At 59.4% G+C, this 19,643-nt stretch carries 11 protein-coding genes; 7 read left to right on the top strand and 4 right to left on the bottom strand.

Features of this window, described 5'->3' with window-relative positions; genetic code table 11:
- Nucleotides 1-125: 125 nt before the first annotated feature.
- Both LB543_RS23440 and LB543_RS23435 read left to right on the top strand, forming a co-directional pair.
- Nucleotides 126-3,425, top strand: coding sequence for an adenylate/guanylate cyclase domain-containing protein (locus LB543_RS23440; protein WP_224615699.1), 3,300 nt, complete (start codon nucleotides 126-128; stop codon nucleotides 3,423-3,425).
- A gap of 19 nt (nucleotides 3,426-3,444) precedes the next feature.
- Nucleotides 3,445-4,125, top strand: coding sequence for a redoxin domain-containing protein (locus LB543_RS23435; RefSeq protein ID WP_140756757.1), 681 nt, complete (start codon nucleotides 3,445-3,447; stop codon nucleotides 4,123-4,125).
- A 128-nt stretch (nucleotides 4,126-4,253) separates the two neighbouring features.
- Here the strand turns inward: LB543_RS23435 and LB543_RS23430 are convergent, their stop codons facing one another.
- Genes LB543_RS23430 through LB543_RS23415 form a run of 4 tightly spaced genes read right to left on the bottom strand, consistent with a single transcriptional unit; the run spans nucleotide 4,254 to nucleotide 9,566 of the window.
- Nucleotides 4,254-5,324: an adenylate/guanylate cyclase domain-containing protein gene (locus LB543_RS23430; RefSeq protein ID WP_140808323.1), complete on the bottom strand. Its 1,071-nt coding sequence runs from the start codon at nucleotides 5,322-5,324 to the stop codon at nucleotides 4,254-4,256.
- Between the two features lie 3 nt (nucleotides 5,325-5,327).
- Nucleotides 5,328-5,822 (bottom strand): Rab family GTPase, encoded by a 495-nt coding sequence (locus tag LB543_RS23425; RefSeq protein WP_224615698.1) that lies wholly within the window; start codon nucleotides 5,820-5,822, stop codon nucleotides 5,328-5,330.
- Nucleotides 5,823-5,833: 11 nt separating this feature from the next.
- Entirely contained in the window at nucleotides 5,834-8,893 is a 3,060-nt protein-coding gene (locus LB543_RS23420) for an OmpA family protein (protein WP_224615697.1), read from the bottom strand.
- A gap of 7 nt (nucleotides 8,894-8,900) precedes the next feature.
- Nucleotides 8,901-9,566, bottom strand: a complete 666-nt coding sequence (locus tag LB543_RS23415; RefSeq protein WP_140808326.1) for a hypothetical protein — start codon at nucleotides 9,564-9,566, stop codon at nucleotides 8,901-8,903.
- A 418-nt stretch (nucleotides 9,567-9,984) separates the two neighbouring features.
- Between LB543_RS23415 and LB543_RS34210 the strand changes: the two genes are divergently transcribed.
- From LB543_RS34210 to LB543_RS23390, 5 genes are all read left to right on the top strand, one after another.
- Complete coding sequence (locus LB543_RS34210; protein ID WP_140756747.1) at nucleotides 9,985-10,191, top strand: glycosyltransferase; 207 nt, start codon at nucleotides 9,985-9,987, stop codon at nucleotides 10,189-10,191.
- 6 nt (nucleotides 10,192-10,197) lie between these two features.
- Nucleotides 10,198-13,110 carry a glycosyltransferase gene (locus LB543_RS23405; protein ID WP_224615696.1) on the top strand — a complete coding sequence of 971 codons (2,913 nt, stop codon included), beginning with the start codon at nucleotides 10,198-10,200 and terminating at the stop codon, nucleotides 13,108-13,110.
- Between the two features lie 270 nt (nucleotides 13,111-13,380).
- Nucleotides 13,381-14,790 (top strand): adenylate/guanylate cyclase domain-containing protein, encoded by a 1,410-nt coding sequence (locus tag LB543_RS23400; RefSeq protein ID WP_224615735.1) that lies wholly within the window; start codon nucleotides 13,381-13,383, stop codon nucleotides 14,788-14,790.
- Nucleotides 14,791-15,116: 326 nt separating this feature from the next.
- On the top strand, nucleotides 15,117-17,462 hold the full coding sequence (locus LB543_RS23395) for a mechanosensitive ion channel family protein (protein WP_224615695.1): 2,346 nt from the start codon (nucleotides 15,117-15,119) through the stop codon (nucleotides 17,460-17,462).
- A 149-nt stretch (nucleotides 17,463-17,611) separates the two neighbouring features.
- Entirely contained in the window at nucleotides 17,612-19,273 is a 1,662-nt protein-coding gene (locus LB543_RS23390; RefSeq protein ID WP_224615694.1) for a tetratricopeptide repeat-containing sulfotransferase family protein, read from the top strand.
- The last annotated feature ends 370 nt before the right edge of the window (nucleotides 19,274-19,643 follow it).

Below are 19,643 nucleotides of genomic sequence, written 5' to 3'. Positions count from 1 at the left end.
GATCGCGATGCCCATTTGCGCTACCGCTTGCCGGTCGACGGCTATCGGTTCATGCTTGTGAATACCCTGGCCGTGAAGTGCGTAGGGAGATCACGCCGTCACGGCCCCTAGTGAGGTCTGGTTCGATGGACTGCGCAGGCTGCGGTTTCAAAGTTGAGGGCGGTTATGCTTTCTGTCCGAAGTGTGGCAAGCGCCAGCCCGTGCCATGCGCCAGTTGCGGCTATCCTTGCGCACCTGATTTCGAGTTCTGTCCGAAATGTGGGGCAAGCGTCGGTGCGCCTGCAAAAGCCATCGAACGGCCTGCTCCGACACCAAGCCGAACCATTGTGCCGCCTTCTCGAACTCCGTCGCTGCTTGCGAACATCGATAGCGACGAAGGGCTGTATCCCATCTCTGACGCCGATCGCCGGACGGTAACCGTCCTCTTTGCCGACCTTTGCGGCTTCACGACACTCAGCGAGCAGCTCGACCCCGAGGTCATGCAAACGCTGCAGAACGAACTGTTCAAGGAATTGACGGCGGCCGTGCGAAACTTTGGTGGTTTCGTCGACAAATTCATCGGCGATGCATTGCTCGCTTTGTTCGGTGCGCCGGTCGCGCATGAGGACGATCCGGAACGTGCGCTTCGCGCCGCTCTCGACATGATCGCCCGGACGGCGCGGCTCGGCAAAAGCACCCCCCACGCCGGCTCGCCTCTATTACTCCACATCGGCATAAACACTGGTCCGGTCGTTACTGGACGATTAGGCATCGGCACCGCCAAATCCTATTCGGTGACCGGCGACACGGTAAATACAGCGCAACGCCTGCAATCGCTGGCCGCACCGGGTGAAGTGCTGGTAGGCGAACTCACTCACAGACTGACCCGGCATGCCTTCTCTTACGAGTCGATGGGTGATGTCGTGCTTCGCGGCAAGGCTGGCAGTGTGCTCGTCCATCGACTGGATGCACCGCTTGCGGCGCCGCGTGCAGCGCGTGGGCTCGAGGCGCTCGGCCTCAGCGCGCCGATGATAGGTCGTGCTGCGGAGCTCAATAGAATGCTGGCGAGCCTGGATCAGGCGTGCGGCGGCTCGGCCCAACTTGTCCGCCTCGTCGGAGAAGCCGGCATCGGGAAATCGCGGCTGGTGAAGGAGTTCGTCGCCCGTGTCGGCGACGAGGATCGTTTCCGCAACGTCGCCGTGCGACAGGCCACGTGCTCACCGCTGGGCGAACAATCATTTGGCGCTTTGGGTGCAGTGGTGCGCAGTGCTGCCGGGATAATGCAAAACGACAATGGGGACGAAATGCGGGGGAAGCTCGCAGGCTTGCTTGCCGATCTCGGCCTGCGGGGCGAGGAGGCGAACCAGCTGATGCCTTTGCTCTACCATGTGCTTGGCCTTGGCGACCCCGATGCCACCTTGCAGCATGTCGAACCCGAGCAGCTACGGCGGCAAATTCTCTACGCGGTCCGTACCATCATCGAACGGCGGCTTGCGTTGTCGCCGCTGTTGATTGTCGTCGAAGACCTGCACTGGGCCGACGCCGTTTCGCTCGAGGCACTGCGTTTCGTGATGGACAGGTTGGAACGCACGCGGTTGATGGTGCTGGTCACGCATCGCTCGGCGCCGGACAGCGGCCAGCTCGACTCAAGTCGGGTCAGTCACACGGCACTCAGGCTTTCGCCGCTCAACAGCGATGAAGGACGCAGCCTGCTGGCGGCGCTTTTCGGCGAGAGCTGGGTAAGCTCCGCGGGAGGGCTCGTCGATCAGATCCTCGAGCGGGCGGGCGGCAACCCTCTTTTTGTAGAGGAGATCGTGCGCGGCCTTATCGATCGCGGTGTACTGATGCGCGAGGGCCAGCGATGGCGGACTGTGGCAGGCGAAGTCGCTACCGACATTCCCGCCACTATCCAGGCAATGTTGCTTGCTCGCGTCGACCGGCTGCCACAAGAGGTGCGCCGGTTGGCCCAGGAAGCCGCGGTAATCGGCCCGCGCTTCGATGCCACACTTCTGAAGACCGTGACAGCCGACCCCGCCCGGCTAGAAGCCGGCTGCGAACTGCTTTGCGATGCGGAAATCATCGAGGAAGTTGCCGGATCAGGCTCTGTCTCGTCGCAAAGCTACCGCTTTACGCAAACCTTGCTGCAGGACGTGATCTACCAGAATCTGCTCCTGCAACGCCGGACCGAAATCCACGGGCGGATAGGTGCTGCCTTGGAGCAACTGTGCGGCGATAATCCGGAACGGCTCGAGGATTTGACCGTGCTCGGTCATCAGTTCGCCCAGAGCGCCGAGCGGGAGAAGGGCGCGCATTACCTGCAGGCGGCCGGCGATCGCGCTCGCATGATATACGCCAACGACGACGCCCTTCGTTTCTACGAGCGAGCACTGGCTGCGTTGGAGACGACCGGGCAAACACCGCTCAAACTGACGATTGCCGAGCGCATTGCCGATTTGAGCGGCCCGGCGGGCCGCCGCGAGATCGCGCACCACCACTACGAGGCGGCGTTGCAGGCATACCGCGAGTCGGCCGATCGCGTAGCGTCGGCGCGAGTTTTGCGTAAGATCGGTCGGCTGCTCTGGGACGTCGGCAAGCGGGACAACGCGGAATCCCGCTACGCTGAAGCGGCAGCGCTCCTCGATGGAGCGGATGCTCCGATCGAGCAGGCGCATCTCTGGGAAGAACGTGGCCGACAGGCGTTCCGGAGCGGAGATCACGCTCTCGCGGCAAAATGGGCGGACGCGGCGTTGGATTGCGTACGCACTCTGACAACGGAGCATGTCTCCGAGGTAGGGCGTGAGGCCACTCTTGTGACCGCCGAGGCCCTCAATACCAAGGCTGTCGCGCTGGCTCGCCTTGGGCGAAACCGTGAAGCCGTGGGTCAGGTCGAGCACAGCATTGAATTGGCCGAAGCCGCCGGTCTGCTGGGCGCGGCCTGCCGTGGCTACACCAATCTCGGCGTGCTTTACACGACCATCGATCCGGCAAAGGCGATGGAGGTCTGCCGACGCGGTCTTGAAGTCGCGCGCCATATTGGTGATTTGGGCTTCCAGGCGCGCCTTCTCGCCAATCTGGCGGTCGCTTGTTGTACTTTCACGGATCGCTGCCCAACGGAGGGCGTGCCTGCTGCCGAGAAGGCCATCGAGATCGACCGGGCGCTCGACCAGCGCGAGCACCTGCCGGTACCATTGATCGTGCTTGGGCAGATCCACCAGTGCAACGGCCGTCCGGAACTGGCCGTTGGCTTGTTCCAAGAAGCACTGGACGTAGCCCGCGAAACGGGCGAACCCCAACTGCTGTTTCCGTGCTATGATGGTCTCGCAACGCTTAATCTCGACCTCGACAATCTGGCTGAGGCCGAACGGTACTTTTCCCTGGCGCAGGGTATATGCGCCCAGCACGGGCTCGACCCGGAAGCGCTTGTGGTGCTGCCCTTTCTCGATTAGCCGGGGTTGGAGGTCCGAAATGTCCGCGCGTATTGACTTGGTACCGCTTCAACCGGGCGACCGTGCGCCGAACTTGGTACTCGACGCCATTACCCAGGAAGGCAAGATCGCGCTTGACGACTTTCGCGGACAAAAGCCGGTGTTGGTTGGCCTGTTTCGAGGTCTGCATTGTGCGTTTTGCCGGCGCCATATCGCCGCCCAGGCGCGGCTCGATCCGGAGCTGCGTGAAAAGGGCGTGCAGAGCCTGACGGTGGTCAACACGCCGATCGAACGGGCGCGTCTCTATTTCCGCTACCACCCGATGCCGAATCTGCTTGCGGCCTCCGACCCTGAACGCGCTTCACATCGTGCTTTTGGACTGCCCAATCTCGAATTCACCCAAGACGAGACGAACTGGCCGTACAAGGTCTCGATGGCAGCGGCAAAGGATATGCGGGTCGACATACCAGGCGAGTTGCCCGGTCCAATGGATCCTTTTGCGGCCAGCGAATTCCTCGACAAGAAGGACAATTACGAAGTGACCGAAGCCGACGCGCAGATGATGGCGACGGGACACGGACAACTGATCGGTCAGTTCCTATTGGACCGGCAGGGGATCGTTCGCTGGAGCTTCACGGAGGTTCCAGAAGGTGGACGATATATGTTTGGGGCGGCGAGCCCGCAGGAGCTGATGTCAGCCGTGTCCCAAGTCGCCCAATAGATCGTCGGAAGACTGCATTGCTGCCATTTGCAAGCGGACAATGAAGGTCACCATTGGGTCAAAACTTCGCGTTACAGCTTAGGGCTTGAGGCGCGTGGGCTCCAGGGTCGGCACTGTCGCGCGGCAAATCAGGCCGGGAGCCGCCACATTCGCACACGACCGGTACCACGCAATTCCGTTTCCTCGAGTGGGTCGCAAGCAAAATTTGGTCCAAGCATTTGGCGAGTTGCATCCGAAATACGGATTTCATCGGGCTCCGCGGACGTTTGAATACGCGAGGCGAGATTAACGGTGTCGCCCCACAGGTCATAGGCGAACCGCCTCTTGCCTATGACGCCCGCGACGATTGGGCCTGAGTGAATTCCAATTCTGAGTGTCAGCGGTTCTCCCGCGAAGCGTTCGCGCTTAACCGCCTTGCGCAGCTCAAGTGCATAGCGCGCGAGGGCCTTTGCATGATCGGATCGCGCGGTGGGCAGGCCAGCGACCACCATCACACAATCGCCGATTGTCTTGATCTTTTCGCAGCCGTATCGTTCAGAGAGCCGATCCGCCGCCTTGAAGAAGTAATTTAAAATAGCGAGCGTCGTCACGGCTCCGACGCTCCGCGCTCGTTCCGTAAAACCGACTATGTCGGCAAAAAGCACACTCACTTCTGCGTGGTTGTCAGCAATTTTTTTGTGCGCTTTTAACCGCTCCGCGATCGACGCCGGAAGAATGTTGAGGAGCAGGGTTTCGGCGCGCTGGTATTCACGCGCCAATCCCTCCTGGCTCTTCCTCAACGCCTCGTTCGTCGATTGTAATTTCTCGTTGAGTTGACGCTCCCTCTCTTGCAGGAGTGTCATTTCATAAGCCTTTTGTTGAAGCCGCTGCCTATTGTCGCGTTCGGCAGTGGCGTCAAGAAAGAGCAGCCACACGCAGGCATTGTCAGCAAAAAAATGAAGGTCCGCGACACGCCCGCCGGGCAGCTCGACCATGGCAATGTGAAACGGAAGCTCCGGGCAAGGCAGCAAACCTTCCATGAATTCAAGCTGCTCGGCAACAGGCTCGCCAATGCGAAGCGACGAGAGCCCGTAGTGCTCAACATTACCGCCCTTAGCAGCTATGCAAAGCCGGGCGTCGATTTTCAGATATGCGACAGAGTTGCCATTGTAGAAGAAATTAAAAATCCAACTTCTGACTTCTCTTGGCAATCCATGCATGGTCTATTTGGTTACCATCAAAGCAAGTTGACGAAACGCATCATCAACATTCTCACCCGAGAGCGCACTCGTTAGATAGATTTGCCATCCACGCTGCCTCAGTTCGTCAATCTCACTATCCGATATTGCCCACCGATCGTCCAGATCGGATTTGTTGAACAGCAATACAAACGGCATGGCGCCGAATTCGGCTTCGACCCGTTCGCGTAGCGTGAGCGCCACGGCAAGAGTGGCGGCGCGGGTTCCATCGACGACAAGCACAAGCCCGGTTGCACCTCGCACATAGCTGACGCGGAATGAGCCGATATCGTCTTCACCGGCTAAATCCCACAAAATCAGATCCACGGTTTTGTCCGGGAGCGCGACACTCTTCTTGTCGATTTTCACTCCCACCGTGGTCAAGTAGGTTTCTGAAAAGATGCTCTGCACATACCTGCGCACCAGACTCGTCTTCCCGACAGAGAACCCGCCCAGCATGCAGATTTTTTTTTGCAACATCTTGGGCCCCGCTAGTCCAGGTTTACCGAAATCGAGACCCGGCGATTGGTGGAGCTCCCGGTTTGACTATTTTCTGGCACCAGCGGTTCAAAAGTGCCCGCGCCCCGAACCAGCAGCAGTTCCGGAGCGACTCCGCGCTTGTTGAGAAGCGCGCGAACTGTCTCGGCGCGGGCTGCACTGATCGACGCGTTGGCCGTCTCACGGCCCGTGGTGTCCGAATGCCCGGTCAACATGAACCGTGCTGTTACGCCTGACTTGCGGGCATCTTGGGCGAATTCCTTTATTTGATCCGCCAACCTGTCGAGAACCGGCAACTGCTCCGGTCCCGGCACAACTTTGCCGGAAGAGAAGAAAATATCGGTCGCCTGGATGGCTTCTCTCAAATAATTAAGGTCTGCAAGGTTCAGCTCACGCAGCTGCGAGACATCCAGAACCACTCCGTCCGCCGAAAGTTGTTCGGCGGCGGCCTGCGCCCGGTTGATCCAGCCGGCAGAAGCCTCACCCACGACAAGGATGCGACCCTGGACGATCGAAAGCTGAACCGATTTCGGCGGGGACAGCGACGCCGTCAGCCGCTTCACCACGAACTTTGGATCAAGGCTCTGATAGAATTGCCACTGTGAATGAACGCGCGCAGGATCAATCTGCGTTCCGGACAGCAGAGCTTGCGGGTCGGCGGCAAGCGGGTCTCTCAGGCCGGAAATGTAGAATTGTCCGCCGCTCGTCCGTTGTTGGGCGACGATGATTCCCGATTGGGCCTCAAGTCGCGCGACATAATACTGCCAGTGCTCCGCCTCGCGTGCTTCGGGGCTCACATCACGAACCTTGGAGATGTCGAGTTCCGGTCCGCCTGCCGAAAGCTGTCGGGCCGCTGCGCGCGCCCGATCTATCCAAGTGTCGGGAGCCTCACCCTCGGCAACGATGCGACCCTCGACGATCGAAAGCCGAACCGATTTCAGCGGATACAGCAACGCCGTCAGCCGCTTCAACACGAACTCGGGCTCAAGGCTCTGATAGAATTGCCACTGCGAATGAACCCGGGCGGGATCGACCTGCGTTCCCGACAACAGCGACTGCGGGTCGGCGCCAAGCGGGTCTCTCATGCCGGAAATGTAGAATTGGCCGTCGCGTATCTTTTGTTCGGCAACGATGATGCCCGGCTGGGTCTCCAGTTGCGACACATAGGCCTGCCAGCGCTCCGCCTCGCGTTCTTCGGGGTCACGGACCCTGGAAATATCGAATACCGGCCCGCCTGCTGAAAGCTGCCGGGCGGCGGCCTGCGCCCGGTCGATCCACGTGGCAGCAGCCTCACCTTCGGCAACGATGTGATCGTTGACGATTGAAAGCCGCACCGAATTCGGCGGGGACAGCGACGCCGTCAGTCGCTTCAACACGAACTCCGGTTCAAGGCTCTGATAGGATTGCCACTGCGAATGGACCCTGCCGGGATCGACCTGTGTCCCGGACAGCAGAGCTTGCGGGTCGGCGGCAAGCGGGTCTCTCAGGCCGGAAATGTAGAATTGGCCGCCCCTCACCGTTTGTTGGGCGACGATGATGCCTGGCTGGGTCCCCAGTCGCGACACATAGGCCTGCCAGTGCTCTGCCGCGCGTGCTTCGGGGCTCACATCACGAACCTTGGAGATGTCGAATTCCGGTCCGCCTGCCGAAAGCTGTCGGGCCGCTGCGCGCGCCCGATCTATCCAGGTGTCGGGAGCCTCACCCTCGGCAACGATGCGATCCCCGATGATCGAAAGTCGTACTGAATCCGGCGGAGCCAGCGACGCCGTCAGCCGCTTCAACACGAACTCGGGCTCAAGGCTCTGATAGGATTGCCACTGCGAATGAACCCGGGCGGGATCGACCTGCGTTCCAGACAACAGCGACTGCGGGTCGGCGGCAAGCGGGTCTCTCAGGCCGGCAACATAAAATTGGCCGCCGCGTATCTCTTGTTCGGCAACGATGATGCCCGGCTGGGTCTCCAGTCGCGATACGTAGGCCTGCCATCGCTGCCCGGATTGCCAGGAAAGAAAGAACCAACCGCCTGCCAGACTCAAAAGCAGCAGAGCCAGAGCCACCACCAGCCACGGAAAACCCTCGTTTGACTCCTCCTGCTTCAGCTCGACGCAGGTCCGCAACTGCGCCTCTATGCCGGCCAACTGCGAACTGTCACCGTCAAACTCCACTAAAGCCTGCGAGCATTCCTCATGGATACGAAGCAATACATCGCGAACTATTTCATGCAGTTCTTCTGGCGGATTTCCTCGGATCACCGAAACCAGGGTCGCAAACGGTCCAACTTCCGACCAGAGACGAAGGTCGCCAAAACGAATTGTGTCCAGGCCGCTCTGCTCTTTCTCGTTAAATGAATCTTTCACAAAATCTTGAATTGCACTAAGCATCGAAGAAATGAGTTGAGGATCTTCGCTCGTCGCATTGTCCGCAGTTACATGCGCTATCAAAAGACCCGAATTGCGATTAATGAGAAAGACGTGCTCGACACGATAGATAAGAGAATGCTTCAGTACAACTTCAGAGAAGCTAGCACCAGTCCTCCAGGATTCGAGTCTCCACTTGAGCCCATGCCAGGTAAATATATGTCTTAAAGTTTCATTCAGCGACTGAAAGGTCTGGTCGATCTTTTCCCCGATCGACTTGCGAATTGCTGGCAGAAACACCGGGTATAATATATCCGTCAGCGTACGCGGGCTCTTCTGGATCGACCGTTGGACAGCCCTTTCGACAGCTGGCGCAAGGGCCTCGCCGAGTTGCGCATGAGGCGCTCGTGCGGCCGCACTGGGAAGCACGTCGCCCACTGCTGCCGCAAGCTGCTCCGGTTCGTCGAGCAGATGCGTAACTCGTGAAAGCTCCGAAATTTCGCGGCTGACCAGCAACTGGCGCAGCGTTTCCATGCGAGGATCGGCGGTTGGAACTCCGCCGAGACGCGCACGGTAGTCCGGATCAACGTTCCGGGCAATTTCGATCAAAAGACGGGCCAGAGCCTCGCGATCAATCTCTGTATCGTTCGAGGCTGTTTTTTTTGGAAGGCTGATTGGGTCGACGGTCGACGTCAAGTTCCGATCAACTCACTTTCCAGCTACGCTCCGAGTTGGTCTTGCTGCCGACGGGATCCTGATTCAGACATTTTGCAACCTCGACAAACAGGCCAGCCAAAAGATTTCGGTCGGTCTTGACGTTGCCGAGATCGGAAAACATTTTCTCCATCAGCATCTGAATGCCTTCATTCTTTTGCTTGATTTCCTCACGCAGCAAATGATCGTTTCGATTTATCCGGTCCGCAATTTCGCGCTCAAGCTCGTTCAATTGATCCGACAACGCGCGCACCTGCTTTTCAAGTGCCTGGTTTTGCTCGCGAAGATTCCGGTCAATCTCCTTGTCGGCGTCGGCTCGCGCGTCTTTTTCGTTCCGCAATTGCGCCGCAAGCGAGTCGACCTGCTTTTTCGCATTTGACTCATACATTTCAAGATTGCGCTTGGCCTCGGATTCGACATCCTTGAAGCGCTGCAAGACCCGTTCTTCAAGCTTGGAAAAGCGGCGGTCATAGTCCTGCATCTGGTTGCCGAACAGCAGATCACGTATCTTGTCGACACCTACAGCGTCGCCGGGGGTCCCGCTCTCGCGAGCCTGGCCCGCCATGAAGGCCAGCCCGTTTGCGTCTGCATTACTTGTCAGATTTGCGTCCGCTTTATTTGCCGGAGAAGCGGTACTCGAAGATTCCTTGGCCATCCCTATACCCTTCATTTAAACAGCAGCCACCGTACTAATTTAGCAACTTATAAAGATGTCAGCAAAATACCGGGCTCGCAAGCCGGAATTTTTTCGGCTTAAGCCGGTTCGCGCGTAAATTTCGAGCGCCTTAGATCCATCATCAAGCAACTGCAGCGCTCGCAGTTCGGCCGCGGTTCCGAGTGGTCGATCCGGATCAGCTTGCGCTCGCGTCTTCGCCGCGATTATCTTTTTTGCCGAAGGTCGCAACTCTAAGGCGTCGGGCATGAGCGCTTGCCATTCAAGCCTGTCTTCAAGTCTTTTTTCTTGCCCCTAATTCGCCCCGATCTTGACAGGGCAGTGCTGCCATCCGATGCCGTTATGCGGTTTTGACATTCGCCGACTCTTGCCGAAGAAAACGAAAGCTCGATGATGCAGAATGCTACCGCAAGGCGGTGTGGTACCGATGTTCAATGTCGAGCAAAGCATCGGCGCAATGCATGCCGGCAGCCGCCGGCAGACCTACCAGATAGTGGATATAGTCGTGGTGGACGATGGGTCGAATGGATCGGCGTCGATCGTGACGGCCTGCGCCGACAAAGATCGACGCAACTTGTACTACCTCTTACGAACCAGGCGCGGGTAAGACAACGTGGCGCATAATCCATTGGTTTCAATCGTAGTTCCTGCGCACAACGCGGAGGTAACGCTGACGCGCGCACTCGATTGCCTTCTCGATCAGGAAATCGCGGATTGGGAGGCGATCATCGTCGACGACGCCTCCACGGACCGCACCCCCGCGCTCATCGCCGCTTATGTGGAACAAGATGCCCGATTTCGGACGTTGAGTTCTTGCGCGAATAGCCCCGCGGGGGCGCGCAATATAGGGGTTTCGATGGCGCGTGGCCGCTGGCTGATGTTCCTGGACGCCGACGATTGGGTGGATGCCAGCTTCCTTGCGACAATGCTGGCCGCACTGGCGGCCGCGCCGGATGCCGTGGCTTGCTATTGTGGTTCTCGGCGCGTGATGCCCGATGGCGCACTGACCCCGTCGAGCATCGCCCCCGAGGTCGCGATCCAGCCCTTCGAAACATTCGCTCGCCGGTGTGCCATCGCCACTCCCGCGTTGCTGGTCGATCGCGCGACAGTTGTCGAGTTGGGCGGTTTCGATGTGTCGCTGCGCACCTGCGAGGACTGGGATCTGTGGCAGCGCGTCGCACGTCTCGGCAAAAATTGGGTGATTGTCGACGAGCCGCTCGCCTTTTATCGAACCAGCCCCAACGCGCTCACCCGCAATTCGACGCAGATGCTGGCAGACGCGGAAATCGTGATCGCCCGCGGCTTTTCTCCTGATCCCAGGGTCAAACGCCCAGCGCCGGCGCATGCCAATGGGGCGATCTCGGCGGACGGCCGCACCGCTTCCGAAGCACTGGCATGGTTCGCGCTGTGGATCGCGGCATCTGATTGCGGCCGCGGCGGTGGCTCGATCGACCCGAAATCCGTGCGCGCGCTCCCGGCAGGACGCAAATGGGCGCGTGAGATCGCCAAGGTGGCCTTCGATGGCCTTATGGTAGGAAGCCTATCGGTGCCAGCGCATTTGGCTGCCCGATGGAACAGGTTTGGCGGCGCCCTCACCGACTTGATCATCGAACTCGGCAAGGTCTGGGGCGATCCGGTCGCGGGTCGTCGCGTCCAGTATCATCTCGAGCAAATGCTTCTCGATGCCGATGATCTTGCCGCACCTCGCAGGCTGGCGCGGACACTCGGAATTCGTGTCGACGCTCGAAATCCAACCTCGACCGAGCTTCCGGAAGGAATCGATCAAATCTATGCCTACCTGATGATGGATGGCCAGATCGAAGCTGTCGTGCAGTTCGGCGTACTCGGGAAAGTGACAAGGCGTCACTGGATTGAACTGATCCTGAATTTCGCACCGCAAAAGGACGACGGTGCCGACACGTCAAACACGCTTGCAGCCGAGGCACTGTCGACCACAGCGGAACGCCGGCCTGATCCGGACAGCCACTTCGGCAGACTCGCGCGATTGGTCTCGGAAGCGCGGGAACTGGTTCGGCCGAGCGCCGAAGCTACGCAGCCTATTCCGGCGCCGCGCCGTGCACCGGCCTCGGATGGCCACGACAAGGATCGTACTTTGTTCTGGAATCGCTATTTCGCGATAGAGGATCCCTGGAATTACAGCTCGCCCTACGAGCAGGAAAAATATGAGCGCCAGCTAGAGATTCTGCCGGCCGGTCCCATCGGACGAGCGCTTGAGCTGGCCTGCGCGGAAGGCCATTTCACGCGACAACTGGCGCCGCTGGTGGGCCATTTGACCGCAACCGACATTTCCGCCGTAGCCATCGAACGGGCGCGCGCGCGCTGCTCGGACCAGCCGAATGTCGAGTTCGGCGTCCTGGATTTTTTTGCGAACACACTGCCCGGTGAGATGGATCTGATCGTCTGTTCGGAAGTGCTCTACTACCTGGATGATCTCGCCGGGTTGCGTCGCATCGCCAAGAAATTCGTTGAGGCATTGGCGCCTGGCGGCAGTTTCATCAACGCACACGCATTCGTGCTACGCGACAATGTTGAAAGGACGGGCTTCGACTGGAACACATTCGGTGCACAAACGATCTCGCAAACCCTGGCAGAGACCGAAGGACTCGTTCTTGCGCAATCGATCCAGACCGAACTCTATCGCATAGATCGCTTCCGCCGCCTGTCACCGGACCACATGGCGACGGAGCCGGTGATCGATCATGTGCCGGTCCGCGCACCCCTCGGAATCGGGGTCGCGCGAAATATCGTCTGGGGCGGCGCGCGGGTCTTGCGCCGCGACGTCGCGCGCAGCGAGCGGCGGCAACGCATCCCTGTCCTCATGTATCACAGCGTCGCCGATGAAGGTCCGGCCGCGCTCGCCCGTTTCCGGCTCACGCCCGCCGCATTCGCGAGCCAGATGGCATGGCTGCGCGCAAACGGCTTTCACGCGATCATGTCCGAGCAGCTGGAATGGTCCGTCGCCAACCGTCAGCCTTTCGCTGGCCGCCCGGTGCTCATCACCTTCGATGACGGCTTTCAGAACTTTGCCGACCATGCCTGGCCGATTCTGCGTGCGCACGACCTGACCGCGGAAGTGTTCCTGGTGACGGACCTGGTGGGTGAAAGTGCAAAGTGGGACGCCGTCAGCGGTCCGCCGGCGCCGCTTATGGACGCCGCGACGGTGCGACGTCTCGCCGCCGAAGGTGCGTTCTTCGGAAGCCATCTGGCGACGCATCGCGCCATCGATGGTCTGTCGAGCGCTGAATTGGCCGCCGAGCTCCTGCGCTCTCGGATGTTCATCGAACGGTGGACCGGCCGGCCAATCTCGGCGTTCGCGGCACCCTTCTCCGTCACCGACCGACGGCTCGGCAGGCTGGCCAAGGAGTCCGGCTATCGGATCGGCTTCGGCGGAAGACACGGACCGGCGGACCTTAATAGCGATCCCATCGACCTTCCGCGCATCGAGATTCGTGGGGATCGCTCGCTCGATGACTTTGTTGCCACCGTCGAGGCCGTGCTCGGTTGAACGGTAAACTTTGTCAGTGTCATTGTTTCCGCTCAGAATGCGCAAGATCGACGAGACACTTCGCAGCGTGACCTTGCGGTCCTACGCTCGTGACGACCCTATGCCGACGTTCAGAGCACCTGCACCAGCGTGGCACGTGCCGCCCTAAGGCTCGAGACAGACGAAGGATTTCCATCCATTCGCATCGGGGCCGAATTTTGGTAAGCTGCCGCAGGGCAAACGGGTGGAGCTGTTGTTCCGGTGGTCAACGATCGTCTTCTCGAACGCAAGATGACCGAGATCGAGCAAGCGCGAGCATGGAGCCCGCGCGTCATCTCAAAATTCGAAACGCTTATCAGGAGCGGCGACGACCTTGCGCTGTATCGGGTCAATCCGCTGGCCTTCGCCCGCGACCGCGCAATCGCCGAGCCTGAAGCAATCGACCTCTTCCTTCACGCGGCTCGCTGCGGCCTGTTCGATATGAGCTGGGACGTGCTCTGTCCCCAGTCCGGGATGGTGCTCGACAGTTTCGGCGCCCTGCGCACGCTGCAGACCCATTACGTCTGCGGCCTGTGCGACGTATCGGGCGATACCGACCTCGACGACTTCATCGAGGTCTCCTTCTCTGTATCGCCCCATTTGCGGCGGCTTCCGTTCCACGAGCCCGAGACGCTCTCTGTCGAGGATTTTCATTGGAAGCTACGCTTTGGCAATGACGGACGGCTGCCCGGGCAGGATGTACGCTTTCTGGACCTTTTGCGAGGCTTGGTGCGGGGCATGACGTTCCTGCCTCCGGGCACCACGACAATGCTGCGCGCCGACCTCGATGCCGGATCCCTGTCGGGCGTGAACGTGCAGACACAGGCTGCGTTCGCTGTACCTATATCAGGGGATCCGGTGTCGGCACCGACACTTCTTAAGATCAACTATGACGGCAAGCGTTTCTTGCCGGCGTTGCCGGTCGTGCCGCCCGGTCCGGTTGTCATTGAGGTTGCGAATACCGGGCCCGGTCGTGGCGCGTTGCTTCTCATCAACTGGCCGCCCGAGCTTGTCGCGTTGAAGACCAAACCGGCGCTCGATTTCGATCCATATGTTTCCGGCGGGGCTCTGCTTGCGCGGCAAACCTTCCGCCAACTCTTCCGTTCCGAGCGTGTCGACGAGAAGGAGGGGCTCGGCATCCGGCAGATCACCTTCCTGTTTACGGACCTCAAGGGTTCCACCGCCATGTATGAGCGCCTGGGCGATCTCAACGCCTATGCCCTCGTCCGCGAGCATTTCGCGCTTCTCAATGCTGCGGTCCACCAGCATTCCGGCGCCGTCGTAAAGACGATCGGAGATGCGGTGATGGCAGTATTCTCGCGGCCACCGGATGCGATTTCGGCCGCTCTTCACATCTTTGAAGAAATCGATCGCTTCAATGGCGACAATGTCAGGCCGGGTATTATCCTGAAGATGGGTGCCCACTGCGGCCCATCGATTGCCGTGACACTCAACGAGAACCTCGACTACTTCGGCCAGACCGTCAATGTCGCCGCACGTGTGCAGTCACTGGCGGAAGCCGGGCAGATCTGCATCTCCGAAGCGCTCTATTCCGCGCCAGGCGTGAGCGACTTGCTTGCCGGCCTAGGCATCGTCGCGTTTGATGCGCCTCTTCGAGGTGTAGAGGGCGATGCGACTGTCTATCGCATTGTGCGAGGATAGACGCACACGGTGATGCCTACGGCTGCCTTCATGGGTACAGCTGTGTCAGAGCCCAGATAGGCAGCGCCTATGCGCTCGTCTGCAATCCGTTCCTTGGCCGGCCCTGCTTGGTCATGCACCCAGTTTCCATCACATAGCCTCGGACGGTGATGCCCCAACGGGATATGCGTTCTGCTCTACCAGAAGCCCCGTGGCGCCCAGCGTCTTTGAATTGCGGATCCCATGACGGATTTGCGCGACCAGACCCTACGCAATGGTCTAGCTTGAACGATGGACTCTTGTACCACAACATCGGCTTCTTCAACGTAAGAGCACTGGCGGCATAGATGATGTCGTTGTTTGCCGATTTTGACCGGAAGGTTAACAGCACGATGCCACTCATGATTCGACGGTTGGGAGCCAGGAACCTGGCGCGCCCGGCACAACGTCTCCGATACCTTGGCGGGACGTTCGTCCTGGTTGCCAGGGCGCTGATTGTTGGGATGGCCCTCTTGTTGGCGGGTCCGGCACAGGCGCAGGCGCCGGCGACCATCCCGCCTGAAAAGGTCAAACAGCTATTCGAGCTTCTCGACGATCCATCAGTGAAGGCCTGGGTGGCCGAACAGCGAAATCAGGACGCCGGGTCAACGGGAGCGCCTGCCAAGGCAGGAGCTTCTCCGGCCGACGCATCGTCCGACGCCGTGGCCGCACCAGGCCAGATGAATACGATGGCATCCTCGACGCTCGATCGGATCAAGCATCATATCGAAAGAATCATACAAACTTTGCCCTTGCTGCCCGGTCAGTTCGCGCACGTTCGCGCAAAGACCATGGAGGATATGTCCAGCAAGGGATCGGCCGGAATAATCATGCTGATCGCGGTGTTCATCGCAGCCGGCCTGGCGCTCACTTGGGCAACGTATAAGTTGACCCGTCCATTTCGCCTTTGGATTATCGCGCAACCGAAGGATACGCCCATTGGGCGAGTCAAGAAGATTGGTGGTCGCATGCTTTATTCCAGCACGCTGATCGTCTCGTTCGCACTGGGCAGCGCCGGCGCGTTCATGCTGTTCGACTGGCCAATGCTTATCCGCGAGATAGTACTGACATTTCTGATGGCGGCGGTCGTTACATGGGGTGTGCGCATGTACGTCATGGCCATGCTCGTCCCTTCCTTCATGAACGTCGAGAACGCCGTCGAGGTTCGTGCCTCGCCAATCACCAACGAAGCGGCTGACCATTGGTCCTATTGGCTACCCCGGATCGTTGGCGTCTTCGCCTTCTTCGGCGCCGCGTTCATCCTCTTGCCAGGTCTCGGCATCGATCAGGACGGAATGATGGTCCTGTCGCTGGGCGCCGATTTCGTGCTGCTGCTGCTCTTGCTGCTGGCCATTTGGCGTCGGCCAAGAACACAGCGAGTCGGTGGGCGCCACAGCGTTCACACGGAAGCGACATGGTTACTGACGGCTTATTTCGTCGTCCTGTTCCTGCAGCGCATCGCCGGCCTTTATGGATACTTCTGGTTTACCTTCGCCGCATTCTTCCTGCCGTTGGCAATCGTGACGACGCAACGCGGGGTTAATTTCGTCCTGCGGCCAGGTTCGGAAGATCTCGGCCGGCCTACGATCCCGGCGGTGACGATCGCTGTCATCGATCGCGGAATCCGAATGATTTTCATCCTGGCGGCGGCTTACCTTCTCGCGCGTGTCTGGGGTCTGAACATGCAATCCATGCGGGACAGCGATACGACGACGACCTTCATATTGCGCGGCTTGATCAATGTCGTGGTCATTGCCCTCGCAGCCGATTTCGGCTGGTCGATCATCAAAGCCTTGATCGAACGAAAGCTGGGCATCGAAACACCGCACCCTGTGATCAGCGACGAGGAGGTCCCGATCCTCGATCCGCAGCAGGCGCGGCTGCACACGCTCTTGCCGATCCTCCAGAACATCCTGCTCGCATCGATCATCGTGATGGCGGTGCTGATGATGCTCGCCTCAATGGGTATCGAGATCGGCCCGCTGATCGCTGGCGCTGGCGTCGTCGGCGTGGCGGTGGGCTTTGGGGCACAAACCATCGTCAAGGACATCATTTCGGGCGTGTTTTTTCTGCTCGACGATGCGTTTCGCGTCGGCGAATATATTTCCTCGGGCAATTACAAGGGTACCGTGGAAAGCTTTTCGCTGCGCTCGGTGAAGCTGCGCCACCATCGAGGTCCGCTGTTCACCATACCTTTCGGTGAACTCGGGGCCGTCCAGAACCAGAGCCGTGACTGGGTTATCGACAAATTCAACATCACCGTCGGCTATAACACCGATATCGAATTCGCTCGCAAGCTGATCAAGCGGATCGGCCTCGAATTGGCGGAAGATCCCGAGTTCAAACACTGGGTGCTCGACCCGATCAAGATGCAGGGCGTACAGGAGTTCGGCGAGTACGGCATCGTGTTGAGGGTCAAGGCCACAACCAGACCGGGAGGCGCCTTCGCTATGAAACGCAAATTCTATGTACGCCTCCGCCAGGTCTTCAAGGAGCAGGGCATCGAACTCCCATTCCCGACCGTCCAGGTCCAGGGGCTACAGAATCCACATGGGGCAGAGAATGCGCCGTTGGACATTACACCCGAGCTGAAAATGGCCGTCGCGCAATCGCACACCATTCGTCGCAGAAAAAAAGCTGGCACAACGGAATAGGAAAGAGCGCCGTGACCGGACCGAGCGGAACGGAAATCCGATAAGGGTCGATCCGGAAGAATGGGCAAATCGATGGCGCCGTGCCAGCGCTCTGCGCAAAACGGCTGTCGAGGCTGGATTCTCCAAGCCCCTTTTGCTAGCCAGACAGGATGAGCAACCGATTGCCGCCCGCATGGGCAAAGCACCTCAAGACCCAACCCTCGCCGAAGGCTGCGCCACTCAAAGCGCAGTCCAAGGCAGGCCCCCACCGCGGCAACGCCGACGACTTGCTTTTACGGCAGGCGCTCGAGTTGCAGCAGGCCGAACGTCTGTCCGAGGCTGAGGAACTGTGCCACAGGGTCCTGGCTCACAGGTCAAACCATCCGCTGGCCCTGTATATCCTGGGAACGCTAGGACTCGGTTTCGATGACGAAAAGTCACTGCGGTATTTCGCTCGGGCGGTGGCAGAGGATCCGCAGAACCCCTACTACCATCTTAGCCTCGGCGAGACCTATTTGAAGCTCAGCGAATTTACGCCGGCGATCAGGCACCTTCAGTACGCCCTGGACTTGAAGCCGGATCTAGTGGAAGCGCTTTGCGCCTTGGGCGATGCATACAATGCGTTTGACAAGGGGGAAATGGCGCTGCCGCTCTTTGAGAAGGCGCTCAGGGTCGACCGAGATCATCCCATAGCCCGGTTGGGGCTGCCTCGTGCGCTGGCAAGCCTCGGCCGTATGGACGAAGCCGCCGTTCGTCTCAGAGAGGCAATAGATCGGCGCATCGCGGTGCCGAATGCTTATAATGCGCTTGTACGCACGCGCAAATTCGCTGAAGAGCCGCCAGAACTCGCGGCAATCCTGACGGAGCTTCAAGACCCGGGCCATGGGCCGGATGGAGCGGCAGCGCTCCATCACGCCGCGGGAAAGCTTCTCAACGACCTCCGTCGCTATAAGGAGGCGATGGATCACTTCAAGAAGGGGAATCAAGCCGGGGGCCATACATTCGATCTGCAATCCTACCGTCGCTGGATCGATGGCATGATCGAAACCTTCACACCGGAACTGGTCGCTTCAAGAGCCGCGTACGGCAATCCCTCGGAGGCGCCTGTATTCGTCGTCGGCATGCCTCGTTCGGGCACGACGTTGACGGAGCAGATCTGTGCCAGCCACCCCAATGTCCATGGCGCCGGCGAGCTCAGCAAACTCAGGCGAATAGCCAATGGACTCGGTGTCGCGGACCGCTCCAACGCGAACCTCCATCAATCGATCGCGATGATGACTCCGGATCTGACCAGGACTTTGGCCGAAGAGCACCTTGCGTATCTGCGCGAGCGGGCTCCCGACTCGCTGCGAATTGTTGACAAGATGCCTCACAATTTCGAGCTGATCGGCCTGGTTGGCCTTCTTTTCCCCAAAGCGCGCATCATCCATTGCCGTCGCGACGCCATCGACAATTGCATCTCCTGTTTCGTCCTGCAGTTCAATAAAGCCCACAGCTACAGTGCCGATCTTGAGACGCTGGGGCTTTACTACAGGGAGTATGATCGCTTGATGCGGCATTGGGACAAGGTTTTCCCGGGTCGTATTTTCGAGAATCGCTACGAGACGTTGATCGAAAATCAGGAGGAGCAGTCACGCCGGCTCATAGCTTATCTCGGATTGCCGTGGGACGATGCCTGCCTGCGCTTTTTTGACAGGGGCGGCTCCGTAAACACCTACAGCAATTGGCAGGTCCGCCAGCCGATCTATACGTCGTCCGTCAAGCGTTGGAAGAATTACGAAAGCGAGATTCAGCCGTTGATCGAAGCCTTGGGCGATCTTGCTGAGGTTTGACCGGTAGTGCCTGATGCTGAGCGCATGTTAGGTTGCATCCTATCCCGCCGGCGTACGCTTTGCGCCGCGAGGGTTTCCTCGGGCTGAACGCCGCGTTGCTTCACCTGTCCCGCCGGCGTATCCTGGCCACAGAGCCTGCCGCCGTTTGAAGAGTCGCTTGCCAAGCAGTTTTGGCTTCCTTTTTTCATTTCGCTGCGAGGATTGTTCTTCCACGTCTGCAAGCGTGGGCGGGCGGCCATGCCATCGGCTGTCCGAAGTTCCACACAGACGGCATGAAAAACCCGGCGGTTGCCTGAACTGACCCCGTAAAGTTGGACGGTTCATTGATCTGGTAGATTTAAGGGCTGGGTCCTGTATTGCACAGGGGCCA

It is taken from the genome of Mesorhizobium sp. ESP7-2, from assembly GCF_020164715.1.
GTDB lineage: Bacteria > Pseudomonadota > Alphaproteobacteria > Rhizobiales > Rhizobiaceae > Mesorhizobium.
The sequence above is the reverse complement of the archived record's forward strand: the minus strand, read 5'-3'. Positions and strand labels throughout refer to the sequence as shown.

What these genes read in the sequence shown, in the direction of transcription:
- LB543_RS23440 (WP_224615699.1), top strand. Translation starts at nt 126, where the DNA reads ATGGACTGCGCAGGCTGCGGTTTCAAAGTTGAGGGCGGTTATGCTTTC.
- LB543_RS23435 (WP_140756757.1), top strand. Translation starts at nt 3,445, where the DNA reads ATGTCCGCGCGTATTGACTTGGTACCGCTTCAACCGGGCGACCGTGCG.
- LB543_RS23430 (WP_140808323.1), bottom strand. Translation starts at nt 5,324, where the DNA reads ATGCATGGATTGCCAAGAGAAGTCAGAAGTTGGATTTTTAATTTCTTC.
- LB543_RS23425 (WP_224615698.1), bottom strand. Translation starts at nt 5,822, where the DNA reads ATGTTGCAAAAAAAAATCTGCATGCTGGGCGGGTTCTCTGTCGGGAAG.
- LB543_RS23415 (WP_140808326.1), bottom strand. Translation starts at nt 9,566, where the DNA reads ATGGCCAAGGAATCTTCGAGTACCGCTTCTCCGGCAAATAAAGCGGAC.
- LB543_RS34210 (WP_140756747.1), top strand. Translation starts at nt 9,985, where the DNA reads ATGCTACCGCAAGGCGGTGTGGTACCGATGTTCAATGTCGAGCAAAGC.
- LB543_RS23400 (WP_224615735.1), top strand. Translation starts at nt 13,381, where the DNA reads ATGACCGAGATCGAGCAAGCGCGAGCATGGAGCCCGCGCGTCATCTCA.
- LB543_RS23395 (WP_224615695.1), top strand. Translation starts at nt 15,117, where the DNA reads ATGATGTCGTTGTTTGCCGATTTTGACCGGAAGGTTAACAGCACGATG.
- LB543_RS23390 (WP_224615694.1), top strand. Translation starts at nt 17,612, where the DNA reads ATGAGCAACCGATTGCCGCCCGCATGGGCAAAGCACCTCAAGACCCAA.